This window comes from Limnohabitans sp. 2KL-51, assembly GCF_003063645.1.
Lineage (GTDB): Bacteria > Pseudomonadota > Gammaproteobacteria > Burkholderiales > Burkholderiaceae_C > Limnohabitans_A.
In genome coordinates, this window is the sequence record NZ_NESJ01000009.1 from 25,716 (window position 1) to 39,981 (window position 14,266).

The 14,266-nt window shown below is 60.4% G+C and carries 16 protein-coding genes; 9 read left to right on the forward strand and 7 right to left on the reverse strand.

The window, feature by feature from the left end; translation table 11 throughout:
• Nucleotides 1-83: 83 nt before the first annotated feature.
• The 4 genes from ugpA to ugpQ all read left to right on the forward strand — a co-directional run bounded on the left by ugpA (nt 84) and on the right by ugpQ (nt 3,705).
• Nucleotides 84-965: a sn-glycerol-3-phosphate ABC transporter permease UgpA gene (gene ugpA / locus B9Z49_RS10890; RefSeq protein WP_108353474.1), complete on the forward strand. Its 882-nt coding sequence runs from the start codon at nt 84-86 to the stop codon at nt 963-965.
• A gap of 9 nt (nt 966-974) precedes the next feature.
• Nucleotides 975-1,829 carry a sn-glycerol-3-phosphate ABC transporter permease UgpE gene (gene ugpE, locus B9Z49_RS10895; protein WP_108353475.1) on the forward strand — a complete coding sequence of 285 codons (855 nt, stop codon included), beginning with the start codon at nt 975-977 and terminating at the stop codon, nt 1,827-1,829.
• A 110-nt stretch (nt 1,830-1,939) separates the two neighbouring features.
• A complete protein-coding gene (gene ugpC, locus B9Z49_RS10900) occupies nt 1,940-2,953 on the forward strand; it encodes a sn-glycerol-3-phosphate ABC transporter ATP-binding protein UgpC (RefSeq protein ID WP_108353476.1) in 1,014 nt (337 codons plus the stop codon).
• Nucleotides 2,950-3,705, forward strand: a complete 756-nt coding sequence (ugpQ, locus tag B9Z49_RS10905; protein WP_108353477.1) for a glycerophosphodiester phosphodiesterase — start codon at nt 2,950-2,952, stop codon at nt 3,703-3,705. The genes ugpC and ugpQ overlap by 4 nt, the downstream gene beginning before the upstream one ends.
• Before the next feature lie 48 nt (nt 3,706-3,753).
• Here ugpQ and B9Z49_RS10910 read toward each other — a convergent pair whose 3' ends face one another.
• Nucleotides 3,754-4,029 carry a hypothetical protein gene (locus B9Z49_RS10910; RefSeq protein ID WP_108353625.1) on the reverse strand — a complete coding sequence of 92 codons (276 nt, stop codon included), beginning with the start codon at nt 4,027-4,029 and terminating at the stop codon, nt 3,754-3,756.
• A gap of 136 nt (nt 4,030-4,165) precedes the next feature.
• Between B9Z49_RS10910 and hemA the strand changes: the two genes are divergently transcribed.
• From hemA to grxD, 4 genes are all read left to right on the forward strand, one after another.
• Nucleotides 4,166-5,437 carry a glutamyl-tRNA reductase gene (hemA, locus tag B9Z49_RS10915; protein ID WP_108353478.1) on the forward strand — a complete coding sequence of 424 codons (1,272 nt, stop codon included), beginning with the start codon at nt 4,166-4,168 and terminating at the stop codon, nt 5,435-5,437.
• A 195-nt stretch (nt 5,438-5,632) separates the two neighbouring features.
• Complete coding sequence (gene prfA / locus B9Z49_RS10920) at nt 5,633-6,721, forward strand: peptide chain release factor 1 (protein ID WP_108353479.1); 1,089 nt, start codon at nt 5,633-5,635, stop codon at nt 6,719-6,721.
• Nucleotides 6,721-7,560: a peptide chain release factor N(5)-glutamine methyltransferase gene (prmC, locus tag B9Z49_RS10925; protein WP_108353480.1), complete on the forward strand. Its 840-nt coding sequence runs from the start codon at nt 6,721-6,723 to the stop codon at nt 7,558-7,560. Before prfA ends, prmC begins: the two co-directional genes overlap by 1 nt.
• Before the next feature lie 85 nt (nt 7,561-7,645).
• Entirely contained in the window at nt 7,646-7,969 is a 324-nt protein-coding gene (gene grxD, locus B9Z49_RS10930; protein ID WP_108353481.1) for a Grx4 family monothiol glutaredoxin, read from the forward strand.
• A gap of 62 nt (nt 7,970-8,031) precedes the next feature.
• Here the strand turns inward: grxD and B9Z49_RS10935 are convergent, their stop codons facing one another.
• Both B9Z49_RS10935 and B9Z49_RS10940 read right to left on the reverse strand, forming a co-directional pair.
• Nucleotides 8,032-8,655 carry a lytic transglycosylase domain-containing protein gene (locus tag B9Z49_RS10935; protein WP_108353482.1) on the reverse strand — a complete coding sequence of 208 codons (624 nt, stop codon included), beginning with the start codon at nt 8,653-8,655 and terminating at the stop codon, nt 8,032-8,034.
• A 17-nt stretch (nt 8,656-8,672) separates the two neighbouring features.
• Nucleotides 8,673-10,418: a proline--tRNA ligase gene (locus B9Z49_RS10940; protein ID WP_108353483.1), complete on the reverse strand. Its 1,746-nt coding sequence runs from the start codon at nt 10,416-10,418 to the stop codon at nt 8,673-8,675.
• 101 nt (nt 10,419-10,519) lie between these two features.
• Between B9Z49_RS10940 and B9Z49_RS10945 the strand changes: the two genes are divergently transcribed.
• Nucleotides 10,520-11,134: an RNA pyrophosphohydrolase gene (locus B9Z49_RS10945; RefSeq protein ID WP_108353484.1), complete on the forward strand. Its 615-nt coding sequence runs from the start codon at nt 10,520-10,522 to the stop codon at nt 11,132-11,134.
• Nucleotides 11,135-11,170: 36 nt separating this feature from the next.
• On the opposite strand, the gene proB is transcribed toward B9Z49_RS10945, so the two are convergent.
• The 4 genes from proB to rplU all read right to left on the reverse strand — a co-directional run bounded on the left by proB (nt 11,171) and on the right by rplU (nt 14,179).
• Nucleotides 11,171-12,307 carry a glutamate 5-kinase gene (proB, locus tag B9Z49_RS10950; RefSeq protein WP_108353485.1) on the reverse strand — a complete coding sequence of 379 codons (1,137 nt, stop codon included), beginning with the start codon at nt 12,305-12,307 and terminating at the stop codon, nt 11,171-11,173.
• A gap of 59 nt (nt 12,308-12,366) precedes the next feature.
• The gene (cgtA, locus tag B9Z49_RS10955; protein WP_108353486.1) at nt 12,367-13,491 is read right to left on the reverse strand and encodes an Obg family GTPase CgtA; all 1,125 of its coding nucleotides are present in this window, start codon (nt 13,489-13,491) and stop codon (nt 12,367-12,369) included.
• Between the two features lie 103 nt (nt 13,492-13,594).
• On the reverse strand, nt 13,595-13,855 hold the full coding sequence (rpmA, locus tag B9Z49_RS10960) for a 50S ribosomal protein L27 (protein ID WP_019430604.1): 261 nt from the start codon (nt 13,853-13,855) through the stop codon (nt 13,595-13,597).
• Nucleotides 13,856-13,867: 12 nt separating this feature from the next.
• Entirely contained in the window at nt 13,868-14,179 is a 312-nt protein-coding gene (rplU, locus tag B9Z49_RS10965) for a 50S ribosomal protein L21 (protein WP_108353487.1), read from the reverse strand.
• Nucleotides 14,180-14,266 lie beyond the last annotated feature (87 nt).

Consider the following 14,266-nt stretch of genomic DNA (forward strand, 5'->3'; position numbering starts at 1 on the left):
CATCTGCTCGGGTCTTGTCTTGAAAGCAGGGGTCACGCGCCCCTGCTTTTTGTTCTTTTGTGGCTCGCCTAAACTCTGCCCTTATGGAAAAACGCGTTCGCTTTCAGTCCCGCTGGTTACCCTGGTTGCTGTTGGCACCCCAAATGGCCATCGTGCTGGTGTTTTTTTTCTGGCCCGCCGGCCAGGCGCTTTACCAAAGCGTGTTGTCGCAGGACGCTTTTGGCATCAGCACCGAATTTGTCGGCATGGAGAATTTTGAGCGGCTGTTTGCTGACAGCACCTACCTCGAATCCTTCAAAACCACAGCTGTTTTTTCTTTGCTGGTGGCCGTTTCTGGCCTGGTCATTTCGCTCTTGCTGGCCGTCATGGCCGACCGCGTGCTCAAAGGCGCCGCCATTTACAAAACCTTGCTCATTTGGCCTTACGCCGTGGCTCCGGTGGTGGCGGGCGTACTGTGGCTGTTCATGTTCGCTTCACCCATGGGCGTGATCGCCTTTTACCTGCGCTCGGTGGGTATCGAATGGAACCACCTGCTCGATTCGGGCCACGCCATGACCTTGATCGTGGTGGCTGCCGTGTGGAAGCAAATTTCCTACAACTTCCTGTTCTTTTTGGCCGGTCTGCAGTCCATCCCCAAATCGCTGCTGGAGGCGGCGGCCATCGACGGGGCCAGTCCCTGGCACCGCTTTTGGACCATCGTGTTTCCGCTCTTGTCGCCCACCACGTTTTTTCTCTTGGTCATCAACGTGGTCTACGCCTTTTTTGACACCTTCGGCATCATCGACGCCACCACCCAAGGCGGCCCCGGCAAAGATACCGCCATCCTGGTCTACAAGGTCTATTACGATGGCTTCAAGGCGCTGGACATGGGCGGCTCGGCCGCGCAGTCGGTGATCCTGATGTTGATCGTGGTAGCGCTGACGGTGGTGCAGTTCCGTTTTGTCGAGAAAAAAGTCCAGTACTGAGCCCGCACCATGATTGAAAAACGCCCCGGCCTCACGGTCCTGTCCCACTTGGTGCTGATTCTGGGGGTGGTGATCGTGGCCTTCCCGCTGTACCTGACTTTTGTGGCCTCGACCCAAAGCGCCACTGAGATCGCCCAGTCGGTGCCCATGTCCATGTGGCCCGGCAGCCACGCGCTGGAGACCTACAAAACCGCCTTGTTTGGCGGCGAAACCAGCGCCGGCAGCCGCATCCCGGCGGCAGCGCCCATGATGTGGGTCAGCCTGGTCAGCGCGCTGGTGATTGCCATTGGCAAGATCGCCATTTCTTTGTTGTCGGCCTTTGCCATCGTGTATTTCCGCTTTCCGCTGCGCAATCTGGTGTTCTGGATGATTTTTGTCACCCTGATGCTGCCGGTCGAAGTCCGCATCGGCCCCACTTACGAGGTGGTCTCCAACCTGGGCATGCTCAACAGCTACGCGGGCCTGACGGTGCCGCTGATCGCCTCGGCCACAGCCACGTTTTTGTTTCGGCAGTTTTTCCTGACGGTTCCAGACGAATTGGTAGAAGCCGCCCGCATGGACGGCGCGGGGCCGATGCGCTTTTTCATCGACATACTGCTGCCATTGACACGCACATCAATCGCCGCCCTGTTCGTGATCCAGTTCATTTATGGCTGGAACCAATACCTGTGGCCACTCTTGGTGACCACAAACGAAGACATGTACCCAGTGGTGATGGGCATCAAGCGCCTGATCGCAGGAGAGGCCTATACCGAATGGAACGTGGTCATGGCCACCGCCATCTTGGCCATGCTGCCCCCTGCGCTGGTAGTCATCCTGATGCAAAAATGGTTCGTCAAGGGCCTGGTTGATACGGAAAAATAATAACCCCGGGGACAGACCAATGCGAAGCGTTGCTCTGTCCTCGTCGAATTAACAAGCCGGGGACAGACCCACGCGAAGCGTTAATCTGTCCTCGTCTGATCAAAAAAAATATGGCTGCCATCACCCTCTCTCACATCCTCAAAACCTATGGCCAAGGGGCCAAGGCCAACACCGTCATCCACGACCTGAGCGCTCAAATCGCGCACGGTGAATTTGTCGTCATCGTCGGCCCCTCGGGCTGCGGCAAATCCACACTGCTGCGCATGGTGGCGGGCCTTGAAGACATCTCGGGCGGCACCATCTCAATTGGTGAACGGGTCGTCAACGACCTGGAACCGGCCGAGCGCGACATCGCCATGGTATTTCAGAACTATGCGCTGTACCCGCACATGAGCGTGTTCGACAACATGGCCTACGGCCTGAAAATCGCCAAAGTGCCGTTGGCCGAGATCAAAACCCGAGTGGATAAGGCCGCAGCGATTTTGGAGTTGTCTCAGCTGCTGCAGCGAAAGCCGCGTGAGCTGTCCGGTGGCCAGCGCCAGCGCGTGGCCATGGGCCGCGCCATCGTGCGCCAGCCACAGGTGTTCTTGTTCGACGAACCCCTGTCCAACCTGGACGCCAAACTGCGTGCCCAGACACGGCTCGAGATTCAAAAATTGCACCGCGAATTGGGCATCACCAGCCTGTTCGTGACGCACGACCAGGTCGAAGCCATGACGCTGGCCCAGCGCATGATCGTGATGAACGGCGGCCGTATGGAACAGTTCGGCACGCCCGAAGAGGTCTACAACCGCCCCGCCAGCACCTTTGTGGCCAGCTTCATCGGTTCACCGCCCATGAACCTGATACAGCACGCACCGGGCACACCGGCAGGCCGCATCCTTGGCATTCGCCCCGAGCACATGGACATCACCCAAACGGGTTGGCCTTTGCAGGTGGAAACCGTGGAGCTGCTCGGGGCTGAACGGCTGGTGCACGCCCGTTTGGGTTCGGAAAGCCTGACGCTGCGCTTGGACGCCTCCCTACCAGCTCCCACGGCTGGCGAGTCCTTTTGCATCACCCCCCGCGCGGACAAACTGCACTGGTTTGACGCCAAAACCGGTCAACGCATCGCCACCGCATGAAACCCGACATCGCCACCCTCCCCGCTTGGCCCTACCCGCTTTGGATCGCGCACCGGGGTGCGGGCAAGCTCGCTCCGGAAAATACCCTGGTCGCCTTCCGGCTGGGCGCGGCGCACGGCTACCGTATGTTTGAATGCGACGCCAAGCTCAGCGCCGACGGCGTGGTGTTCTTGATGCACGACGCTACACTGGCGCGCACCACCAACGGACAAGGCATTGGCGGTGAGCTGCCCTGGCATGCCCTGTCGCAACTAGACGCGGGCAGCTGGCATTCACGCGCTTTTGCCGGCGAGGCTCTGCCCGCGCTCGAAGCCCTGGCACGGTTTTGCCTCATCAATGGCCACCTGCTGAACATCGAAATCAAACCCACGCCGGGCACCGAAGCAGCCACGGGCGAAGCTGTGGCCCGTGTGGCCGCTCGCCTGTGGGCGGGTGCTGACGTGCCACCGCTCCTGACCTCGTTCAAGCCCGACGCCTTGGCCGCCGCGCAGCAAACCGCCCCCGAATTGCCACGCGGCTTGCTGGTCGACACGCTGTGGGAGGGTTGGCTTGAAAAAGCCATTGCGCTTCAGTGTGTGGCCGTGGTGGCCAACTACGCCTTGTGGGACGCTGCCACCGTGGCCCAGGTCCATGGCGCAGGCATGCGGTGCCTCAGCTACACCGTCAACGACGACTGGGCTGCCCAGCACCTGCTGGCCCTGGGCACCGACGGCATCATCACCGACCGGGTGGATTTGTTCAGTCCGATTTGAAAATGTGGACAACCCGCCCCTGACCGAAAGCGTCTCGTGCTGACTCAGTTACTTGCTGGCCCAGCCCCTCTGCAGCAGCCACTCGACTGTGGCGGCCACCAGTAGCAGGGCGATGTAGGTACTCATCTTGCCATCCTGGCCGTGCAGCCATAGCCCGGTGACCAGCACGGCCAGCCCGCTCAGGACATGCACCCCCATGCGGCGACCCAAGCTGGTCCGACCCGGCCCCATAACCCAGCCCCCAGCCAAAGGCAAGAAGATCGCCAAGGCCAAAGCGGGCAGTAGAAAATTGAAAAGGTGCAATCCCAATTGCCAAAACGTCATGAAGTCTCGCTCCGGTTGTTCCGAGCACGCCCGCAAGGTGTGCCACACCCTGAAATTGTGCATGCAAAACCACGTTCACCGACATCGCTTGTGTTGTGTCAATAGAGGTTGACAGTCCATGCCTATAATGAGTTGTATGGCTGTATGGACCTTGGGTTTGAACCACACCACTGCACCGCTGGATTTGCGCGGGCGGTTCGCGTTCGCCGTGGACAAACTGGTGCCCACGCTGCACGGTTTGCGCCAGGACTTGGCCAGCTACACGGCACAAGCGCCCGAAGCGGCTATTCTTTCGACCTGCAACCGCACCGAAATTTATTGTGCCGCCGACCAGGCTGCCACCGGCGACACCCTGCGTTGGTTGGCCCAGGCCGGTGGTGTGAGCGCGTCCGAACTGCACGCCCACACTTACTTGCTCGAAGGCAATGAGGCGGCCCGCCATGCTTTTCGCGTGGCCAGTGGCCTCGACTCCATGGTGTTGGGCGAAGCCCAGATTCTTGGCCAACTCAAGGACGCCGTGCGTGCAGCCGAGCAAGCCGGCGCTCTGGGCAGCACCCTCAACCAGTTGTTTCAACGCAGCTTTGCGGTGGCCAAAGAAGTGCGCAGCTCCACCGAAATAGGTGCCCATTCCATCAGCATGGCCGCTGCCTCAGTGCGCCTGGCCAGCCAGTTATTCGAAGACATCAAAGACATCCGCATCCTGTTTGTCGGTGCGGGGGAAATGAACGAGTTGGTGGCCACCCACTTTGCAGCCAAGCAGCCCAAAAGCATGGTGATTTCCAACCGCAGCCTGGACCGCGCCGAGTTGCTGGCCCACCGATTTGGGGCGGGGGTCATGCCCTTGGCCGACCTGCCCACGCGCCTGCACGAATTTGACGCGGTCATCAGCTGCACCGCCAGCACCCTGCCCCTGATCGGTTTGGGTGCGGTCGAACGTGCCCTGAAAAAACGCAAATACCGTCCCATGTTCATGGTCGATCTGGCGGTGCCGCGTGACATCGAGCCCGAAGTCAAGGCCCTGCAAGACGTTTACCTGTACACCGTGGACGACTTGGCCAGCGTGGTGCAGGCAGGTCAGGCGCACCGGCAAGCGGCTGTGGCCGAAGCCGAAGTGATCATCGACGCGGGTGTGCAAAGTTTCATGCACTGGATGGGTCAGCGCGGCACCGTGCCCCTGATCCAGCAGCTGCAAAACCAAGCCGACGCTTGGCGCGAAACTGAAATGGCCCGTGCCCGCAAGCTGTTGGCCCGGGGAGATGACCCGATCGCCGTGATGGAGGCCCTGTCCAAAGGCCTGACCCAGAAAATGCTGCACGGCGCCCTGGCTGAATTGCGCGGGACCGACTCCGAAAACCGAGAGCACACCATTCAAACTGTGCATCGCGTCTTCTTGCGCAAAGAGCGTTAGCGCCACTGCCCTCTCCTGCGCCGGATCATTGGATCACGGCGATACCCTCTCTCACCGTCACTGCGACAGCAACGCGGTAGTCAAACCCTTCAAGCTGCTAAGACCAAAGACATTGGATCGCCACGCTTCGCTCGCGATGACACCCATCCTGCCCACCGCTTGCAAGTTGCGCCTTCCATTCACCCTCTGCACCGCATGAAACCCTTTCTCATCCAGCAACTGAAACGCTACGCCCTGCGCTTGACCGAGCTGGACTTTTTGCTGTCCCGCGAAGACATCATGGCGGACATGTCGCAGTTCCTGAAGCTCTCGCGGGAACATGCCGAGGTCAGCGCCGTGGCCTCGCGCTTTGCCCGCTTTCAGCAGCGCAGCGCTGACCTGATCACAGCCCAGGCCATGATGGACGAAGAAGAAATGCGCGAGATGGCCGAAGAAGAAGCGGCCAGCGCCAGCGCCGAGCTGCAAAGCCTGGAGGCCGAACTGCAGCGCATGCTGCTGCCCAAAGACCCAGACGATGCACGTCCGGCTTTTGTGGAAATCCGCGCAGGCACCGGGGGCGACGAATCGGCCCTGTTTGCGGGCGACTTGTTGCGCATGTACACACGCTTTGCCGAAAGCCAAGCTTGGCGTTGCGAGATCGTGTCTGAATCGGTGAGCGAGCTGGGCGGCTACAAAGAAGTCGTCGTACGCATCGAAGGCGACCAGGTTTACGGCGCACTTAAGTTCGAGTCAGGAGGTCACCGGGTACAGCGTGTGCCCGCCACCGAAACCCAGGGCCGTATCCACACCAGCGCCTGCACGGTGGCGGTATTGGCCGAGCCGGACGAAGCCGAAGCCATCAAAATCAACCCAGCCGACTTGCGCATTGACACCTACCGCGCCAGCGGAGCGGGTGGACAGCACATCAACAAAACCGATTCAGCGGTGCGCATCACCCACTTGCCCACAGGCATCATAGCCGAATGCCAAGACGGCCGCAGCCAGCACAGCAACAAGGCGCAAGCCCTGAAAGTGCTGACCGCCCGCATTCAGGAAAAAGACCGGTCCGAACGCGCCGCCAAAGACGCCGCCGAGCGCAAAAGCCTGATCGGCAGCGGCGACCGCTCCGACCGTATCCGCACCTACAACTTCCCGCAAGGGCGCCTGACCGACCACCGCATCAACCTGACTTTGTACAAGCTGCTCACCATCATGGAGGGCGATTTGAAAGACGTGATCTATGCGCTGCAAGCCTACGAAGCCGCAGAACAACTGGCTGTACTGGAAATCGGAGCGACTGCGTGATGGCCTCGCACGCAAGCCCCAGCGTGGCCGATTGCCTGCAACAAGCCCACAGACAAGGGCTGGCCCGCGTGGACGCACAGATACTGCTGCTGCATGCCTTGGGGCGCCCGCTGCATGACCGCGCCTGGCTACTGGCCCACGATACCGAGGTGCTGAACGAGGTGCAACAACACAGCTGGGGCCAAGCCCTGCTTCGCCGCCTGCAGGGCGAGCCTGTGGCCTACATCACCGGGTGCAAAGACTTTTTTGGCCTAACGCTGAAGGTGGACGCCCGGGTGCTGGACCCGCGCCCCGACACGGAAATCCTGGTCGAATGGGCGCTGGAATTACTGCTTTCGGATAAACCAGCTCGCGTGTTGGACCTGGGCACGGGCAGTGGGGCCGTGGCGCTGGCCCTGCAGCACCAGCGTCCTACTGCGCAGGTCACTGCGGTGGACGCCAGTGCCGACGCCCTGGCCGTGGCCCGTGCCTACGCCCAGCGCCTAGGCTTGCCGGTCCAGTGCGTGCTGAGCCACTGGATGGACGCCGTGCCGGGCCCGTTTGAGCTGATCGTGTCCAACCCACCTTATGTGGCCGAAGGTGACCCGCACCTGACCGCCCTGACCCATGAGCCCATGAGCGCGCTCTTGAGTGGTGCCGATGGCCTCGATGACATCCGTCAAATCATTGCCCAAGCCCCCAGCTGCCTAACCCCGGGCGGCTGGCTGCTGCTGGAACATGGCTGGGACCAGGCTGCCTTGGTGCAGGCCCTGCTGCGCGAAGCCGGTTTTGTGCAGGTGCAGTCGCGGCGCGATTTGGGCGGGATCGAGCGCTGCACAGGCGCGGTGATGCCTGATTGACAGCAACATCCCTGCAAAAATGGCAGACTTTCAATCAGAGACATAATTCATCTCATCTGACACCGACCCCACTTGGAGCAACAACATGAGCGACACCCAACAACGCATCGACGAAATCGTCAAAGGCAACGAGATCACCCTGTTCATGAAAGGCAACGCCAACTTTCCCATGTGTGGTTTTTCGGGCCGCGCCATCCAACTGTTAAAAGCTTGCGGCGTTGACCCCAAGACGGTCAAAACCGTGAACGTGCTGGACGATGCTGAAATCCGCCAAGGCATCAAGGAATACAGCAACTGGCCCACCATCCCCCAGCTCTACGTCAAAGGCGAATTCATCGGCGGCTCGGACATCATGATGGAAATGTACGAATCGGGTGAACTGCAGCAAGTGATCAACGGCCAAGCCTGATCGGTCGACTCACCCAAGGGCTCAACCGCACCAAAGCCACCTTCGGGTGGCTTTTTTTCGCCTCAATCGGCTGGATGCACCCACCCGCGCTGCGCCGCCAGCACCGCTTGCGGGTAGACCGCTTGCCCCCGGCTGCCGTTGTAACGACCCAGCCCCATGAAAATGTCACCCCGTTCCCGGTCCAGGTAGTGGCGCAGGATGACGCAACCAAAACGCAGGTTGGTCTGCATGTGGAACAGGCGGCTGTCGTCGCCGTCGCCAATCAGGCGCGCCCAAAAGGGCATGACTTGCATGTAACCGCGTGCCCCGGCGCTGGAAATGGCATATTTGCGAAACGCGCTTTCGACCTGCACCACGCCCAGCACCAGCGACAGCGGCAGGCCTGCGCGGCGGGCTTCGTACCAAAGGGTTTGCAAGAATTCTTGCCGCTCTGTGGGGTTTTTTTTGTGGCGCGCCAGACGCTGACTACTGGCCGCTTGCCACTGCGCATAAGCCTGCTGATCAGCGGCGGTGGACAGCCAGGGCTCAGGGGGTGCTGCCGCCACCGCTGCGCTCAGGGCCGTACGCACAGAGTGCGACAGGGGCTCTTCGATTTGCCGTCCGGCATGCGTCAGCCCAGCGGGCAACAAAGTCCCACACAGACTGAGCAAACAAGCCCGGCGGCTGGGCAAGACCGGGCGTTTCATGGGCCGGGACGTGCGGTTCAGGGGGCCAAACGCCCCTTGAGGTGACCCAGAATATCGGCCACAGCCACTTTGCTGGGTTCGGCATCGCGTCGGTGCTGGTATTCAACCAGACCGTCTTTCAACCCCTTGTCGCCAATCGTGATGCGGTGCGGCACGCCGATCAGCTCCCAGTCGGCGAACATGGCACCCGGGCGCTCGCCACGGTCATCTAGGATCACGTCCACGCCATCGGCCAACAAGGCGGCGTAGATGCGCTCGGCTTCTAGCTTGACGGCTTCGCTGCGGTCCATGCCGATGGGGCAGACCACCACGGTGAAGGGGGCAATCGCGTCGGGCCAGATGATGCCGCGTTCGTCGTGGTTTTGCTCGATGGCGGCGGCGGGCAGGCGGGTGATGCCGATGCCGTAGCAGCCCATTTCCAGAAACTGCGGCTTGCCGGTTTCGTCCAGGAAGGTGGCGTTCATGGCCTTGGAGTATTTGGTGCCCAGGTAGAACACATGGCCCACTTCAATGCCGCGCTCGATGGCCAACTCTCCATGGCCGTCGGGCGACTTGTCACCGGCCACCACGTTGCGGATGTCGGCCACCAGCGCAGGCTCGGGCAAGTCGCGGCCCCAGTTGACGCCGGTGATGTGAAAGTCTTCTTCGTTGGCCCCGCAGATCCAGTCGGCCATCACGGCCACATCACGGTCGGCCACCAGGTGCACGGGCTTTTTCAGGTTCAGCGGGCCAAGGTAGCCGGGCTTGCAGCCAAAGTGCTCTTCGATCTCGATCAGCGTGGCAAAGCGGAAGCCACCTTCCATGCCGGGCAGTTTGCCGACCTTGACTTCGTTCATGTCGTGGTCGCCGCGCAGCAGCAGCAGCCAGACTTGCGATTGGACGATCTCGCCCTGTTCGCTCAGGGTGTCTGTGGCCAATACCAGCGATTTAACGGTGGTGGACAGGGGCACAGTCAGCATAGCAGCCACGTCTTCGCAGGTGCTCTTGCCCGGTGTGGGGGTCTTGGTCAGCGCTTGCGATGCTGCGCCACGTGGTTGACTGGGAGCCAGGGCTTCTGCTTTTTCGATGTTGGCGGCGTAGCTGCTGCTGGGGCAATACACGATGGCGTCTTCGCCGGTGGCAGCGATCACCTGAAACTCTTCGCTCAAATCGCCCCCGATGGCCCCACTGTCAGCGGCCACAGCGCGGTAAGTCAGGCCAAAGCGGTCGAAAATCTTGCGGTAAGCCCCCGCCATCACCTGGTAGCTGGCCTTGGCGCTGGCCACGTCACGGTCAAAGCTGTAGGCGTCTTTCATGGTGAATTCGCGCCCACGCATCAGGCCAAAGCGGGGGCGGCGCTCGTCGCGGAACTTGGTCTGGATTTGGTAGAAGTTTTTGGGGAGCTGTTTGTAGCTGCGCACTTCTTGGCGCACAACGTCGGTCACCACTTCTTCGCTGGTGGGCTGGATCACGAAATCGCGACCGTGGCGGTCCTTGATGCGCAGCAACTCGGGGCCCATCTTGTCAAAACGACCCGTTTCATGCCACAGCTCAGCGGGTTGCACCACGGGCATGGTCATCTCGATGGCACCGGCACGGTTCATTTCTTCTCGAACAATGGCCTCGACTTTGCGGATCACACGCAGGCCCATGGGCATGTAGTTGTAGATGCCCGCACCCAGCTTTTTGATCATGCCGGCGCGGGTCATCAGTTTGTGGCTGACCACCTCGGCATCGGCTGGGGCTTCCTTGAGGGTGGAAATGAGGAACTGGGAGGCTTTCATCGCGACGGGCTAACTCAGACTAGGGGGATCAGGGAAACATCCAACATCCAGCGGCGATGCGCCGTGCATAATGGACACAATTTAAAAATTTGAGGTTGATTATGCTTGACCGTGAAGGCTTTAGGCCGAACGTCGGCATCATTCTGCTCAACCAGAAAAACCAGGTTTTCTGGGGCAAGCGCATACGCACCCACAGCTGGCAGTTTCCGCAGGGTGGCATTGACCGGGGTGAAAGCCCTGAACAAGCCATGTTCCGCGAATTGCACGAAGAAGTGGGGCTCCACCCGGAGCATGTGCGCATCGTGGCCCGAACCCGTGACTGGTTGCGCTATGAGGTGCCGGACCGCTTCATCCGACGGGATGCACGCGGCTTTTACAAGGGCCAGAAACAGATCTGGTTCCTGTTGCAGATGGTGACGCACGACCACCACCTGAACTTGCGCGCCACCGAACACCCCGAATTTGACGCTTGGCGTTGGAACGACTACTGGGTGCCGCTGGACGTGGTGGTGGAGTTCAAGCGTGGCGTGTACGAAATGGCGCTGACTGAGTTGGCCCGCTACTTGCCCCGGCAGGAGCGGCAAAACCGTTATTTGCGTGGCGGCAGTCGCTCGCCACGTGATCACGGCGTAGACCACGATCAGGGCGAGATGCAGCCTCCCTTGCACATGGAGTTGCCCCCGGGCGCCAGCTTCGACCCAAACCCGCAAGGCTGACCCATCTGGCGAAGGCTGGCTCTGCCTCCCGTGACTTCAGCGGCTCAGGATCAAGTTGTCCCGGTGCACCATCTCGGGTTCTGCGGTGTAGCCCAGCAAGGCCTCGTATTCGTGTGAGGGCTTGCGGCACAACAAGCGGGCTTCGGCGCTGGCGTAATTGGCCAGGCCCCGGGCAATTTCAATACCCTGATCGTCCCGGATGGCGATCACATCGCCGCGTGAAAAATCACCCGCGACGCCCGTCATGCCAATCGGCAGCAGACTCTTGCCTTCGGTCAGCACTTTGTGCGCTGCACCCGCATCCACCGTGACCGAGCCCCGCATTTGCAGGTGGTCGGCCATCCATTGTTTGCGGGCTTGTTGTTTGGCCGTCTGGGCAACCAGCAGGGTGCCTATGTTGTCGCCCTGGCACAGACGCAACAAGGCATCGGGCTCGCGCCCCCAGGCGATCACGGTGGACGCGCCCGAACCAGCAGCCCGTTTGGCAGCCAGGATTTTGGTGATCATGCCGCCCCGACCAATGCTGGAGCCCGCACCGCCCGCCATGGCTTCCAAGGCCAAATCACCCGCATGGGCCTCGTGCACGAAGGTAGCCAAGGGGTCTTTGCGCGGGTCGGCGGTGTACAAGCCTTTTTGGTCGGTCAGGATGATCAGCAAGTCGGCTTCGATCAGGTTGGCCACCAAGGCCCCCAAAGTGTCGTTGTCGCCAAATTTGATCTCGTCGTTGACCACCGTGTCGTTTTCATTGATCACAGGCAGCACGCGGTGCTGGAGCAAGGTGAGCAAAGTCGAGCGGGCGTTGAGGTAGCGCTCGCGGTCGGCCAGATCGGCATGCGTGAGCAAGACCTGTGCGCTGCGCATGCCGTTTTCGCGCAGCTTGGTTTCGTACATTTGCGCCAAGCCCATCTGCCCCACAGCGGCAGCGGCTTGCAAGGCAGGGACTTCGCTTGGGCGGGTGGTCCAACCCAGTCGCTTCATGCCTTCTGCAATCGCACCGCTGGAGACCATGACCACTTCCTTGCCTTGGGCACTGAGCAAGGCCATTTGACGGCACCACTCGCCAATGGCGGCCTCGTCCAGCCCCCGGCCTTCGTTGGTCACCAGGCTGGAGCCGACTTTGACGACGATGCGACGGGCATCGCGCAACAGGGTGAAAACGGCGGCAGAAGTCATGCTGGGGGATTACAGGGCTTGAAGGAAAGAGGAACTAAATAGAGGCGCACGCCGCCGGATCAATCAGCATCAGACGGCAGCGGCTTGAAACGCGGGTCATCGGCATCCGGCTCTTGTGGCTTGTCCTGCTCGGTGAAGCGGGGATCAATCTCCACAATGCCCTGCTCGATGATTTGCTGGGCACGGATGTGTTTGTAGATTTCCTTGATCAGCGGCTCGCAACCTTCACGGGTCAAGGCAGAAATCTGAAAGACGGGGCCTTTGTAACGCATGCGCTTGATGAAATCCTTCACCCGCGCTTCGCGCTCTTCGGCGGGCACCATGTCCAGCTTGTTCAACACCAGCCAGCGGGGCTTGTTGTACAAACCGGGATCGTATTTTTTAAGCTCCGCCACGATGGCCTTGGCTTGCTGTACAGGATCGACGTTCTCGTCAAACGGCGCAAAATCGACCACATGCAAGAGCAAACGGGTACGCTGCAAATGGCGCAGGAACAAATGGCCCAAGCCAGCGCCTTCCGAAGCGCCTTCGATCAGGCCCGGCACATCGGCCACTACAAAGCTTTGCTCGGGGCCGACGCGCACCACACCCAAGTTGGGATGCAAGGTGGTGAAGGGGTAATCGGCGATTTTGGGACGGGCGTTGGAGACGGCCGCGATGAAGGTGGACTTGCCCGCGTTGGGCATGCCCAGCAGGCCCACGTCGGCCAGCACTTTCAATTCGAGCTTGAGCTCTTTCTTTTCACCGAGCCAACCCGGTGTCTTTTGGCGCGGGGCGCGGTTGATCGCGCTTTTGAAGCGCATGTTGCCAAAACCACCGTCACCGCCCTTGGCGATCATGATGGTTTCACCCGGCACCAGCAGTTCATACAGCACTTCGCCGGTTTCGGCGTCGGTGATGATGGTGCCCACGGGCATTTTGAGGGTCACGTCGTCGCCGGCAGCGCCGAACATGTCGGAGCCCATGCCGTGCTGCCCACGTTTGGCATCGTGCCTGCGCGAGTAACGGTAATCGACCAAGGTGTTCAGGTTGATGTCGGCAAAGGCGAACACATGACCGCCCCGCCCACCATCACCCCCGTTAGGACCACCGAATTCTTTGTACTTTTCATGGCGGAACGAGACGCAGCCGTTCCCGCCGTCACCTGCGGAGATGTCAATATAGGCTTCGTCAACGAACTTCATGGGGTATCCAGTGTAGCGGTGGGCCCGAGATCAAAAGGTCAGCGGGCCAGAATGCGAAAAGCCCCGGCATGCGGGGCTCCTCTTCGCCATGGGCGCAACGGGCTTAAACAGCCGGCGTCACGTTGACCATGTGCTTGCTCAGTTCGCCTTTGGTAGAAAACGACACATGGCCGTCCACCAGGGCAAACAAAGTGTGGTCTTTGCCGATGCCGACATTGTTGCCTGCATGGAACTTGGTGCCACGTTGACGAACGATGATCGAGCCAGCGCTGATCAGTTCACCACCAAAAGCCTTGACGCCGAGCATTTTTGGCTTGGAATCACGACCGTTGCGCGTAGAGCCGCCGCCTTTTTTCTGTGCCATGACCTATTCTCCTCAGGCAGCGATCACGCCGATTTGCAGTTCGGTGAACTGCTGGCGGTGACCCTGACGTTTCTGATAGTGCTTGCGACGGCGCATCTTGAAGATGTGCACTTTGTCATGCTTGCCATGAGCCAACACTGTGACTGTGACTGTTGCGCCGGACACCAGGGGCGTGCCGATCTTCAGATCTGCGCCGTTGCCGACTGCGAGAACTTGATCAATCACGATTTCCTGGCCAACGTCCGCAGCAATCTGTTCTACTTTAATTTTTTCGCCAGCGACAACACGATACTGTTTGCCACCGGTTTTTATGACCGCGTACATAAATGACCTCTTTGAATGGAAGTTTCCGAGGGCTAATCCCCAAGGAACCTGAAATTCTAGCACGGCAACCCATGACTGGCAAATCTG

What these genes read in the sequence shown, in the direction of transcription:
- ugpA (WP_108353474.1), top strand. Translation starts at nt 84, where the DNA reads ATGGAAAAACGCGTTCGCTTTCAGTCCCGCTGGTTACCCTGGTTGCTG.
- ugpE (WP_108353475.1), top strand. Translation starts at nt 975, where the DNA reads ATGATTGAAAAACGCCCCGGCCTCACGGTCCTGTCCCACTTGGTGCTG.
- ugpC (WP_108353476.1), top strand. Translation starts at nt 1,940, where the DNA reads ATGGCTGCCATCACCCTCTCTCACATCCTCAAAACCTATGGCCAAGGG.
- ugpQ (WP_108353477.1), top strand. Translation starts at nt 2,950, where the DNA reads ATGAAACCCGACATCGCCACCCTCCCCGCTTGGCCCTACCCGCTTTGG.
- B9Z49_RS10910 (WP_108353625.1), bottom strand. Translation starts at nt 4,029, where the DNA reads ATGACGTTTTGGCAATTGGGATTGCACCTTTTCAATTTTCTACTGCCC.
- hemA (WP_108353478.1), top strand. Translation starts at nt 4,166, where the DNA reads ATGGCTGTATGGACCTTGGGTTTGAACCACACCACTGCACCGCTGGAT.
- prfA (WP_108353479.1), top strand. Translation starts at nt 5,633, where the DNA reads ATGAAACCCTTTCTCATCCAGCAACTGAAACGCTACGCCCTGCGCTTG.
- prmC (WP_108353480.1), top strand. Translation starts at nt 6,721, where the DNA reads ATGGCCTCGCACGCAAGCCCCAGCGTGGCCGATTGCCTGCAACAAGCC.
- grxD (WP_108353481.1), top strand. Translation starts at nt 7,646, where the DNA reads ATGAGCGACACCCAACAACGCATCGACGAAATCGTCAAAGGCAACGAG.
- B9Z49_RS10935 (WP_108353482.1), bottom strand. Translation starts at nt 8,655, where the DNA reads ATGAAACGCCCGGTCTTGCCCAGCCGCCGGGCTTGTTTGCTCAGTCTG.
- B9Z49_RS10940 (WP_108353483.1), bottom strand. Translation starts at nt 10,418, where the DNA reads ATGAAAGCCTCCCAGTTCCTCATTTCCACCCTCAAGGAAGCCCCAGCC.
- B9Z49_RS10945 (WP_108353484.1), top strand. Translation starts at nt 10,520, where the DNA reads ATGCTTGACCGTGAAGGCTTTAGGCCGAACGTCGGCATCATTCTGCTC.
- proB (WP_108353485.1), bottom strand. Translation starts at nt 12,307, where the DNA reads ATGACTTCTGCCGCCGTTTTCACCCTGTTGCGCGATGCCCGTCGCATC.
- cgtA (WP_108353486.1), bottom strand. Translation starts at nt 13,491, where the DNA reads ATGAAGTTCGTTGACGAAGCCTATATTGACATCTCCGCAGGTGACGGC.
- rpmA (WP_019430604.1), bottom strand. Translation starts at nt 13,855, where the DNA reads ATGGCACAGAAAAAAGGCGGCGGCTCTACGCGCAACGGTCGTGATTCC.
- rplU (WP_108353487.1), bottom strand. Translation starts at nt 14,179, where the DNA reads ATGTACGCGGTCATAAAAACCGGTGGCAAACAGTATCGTGTTGTCGCT.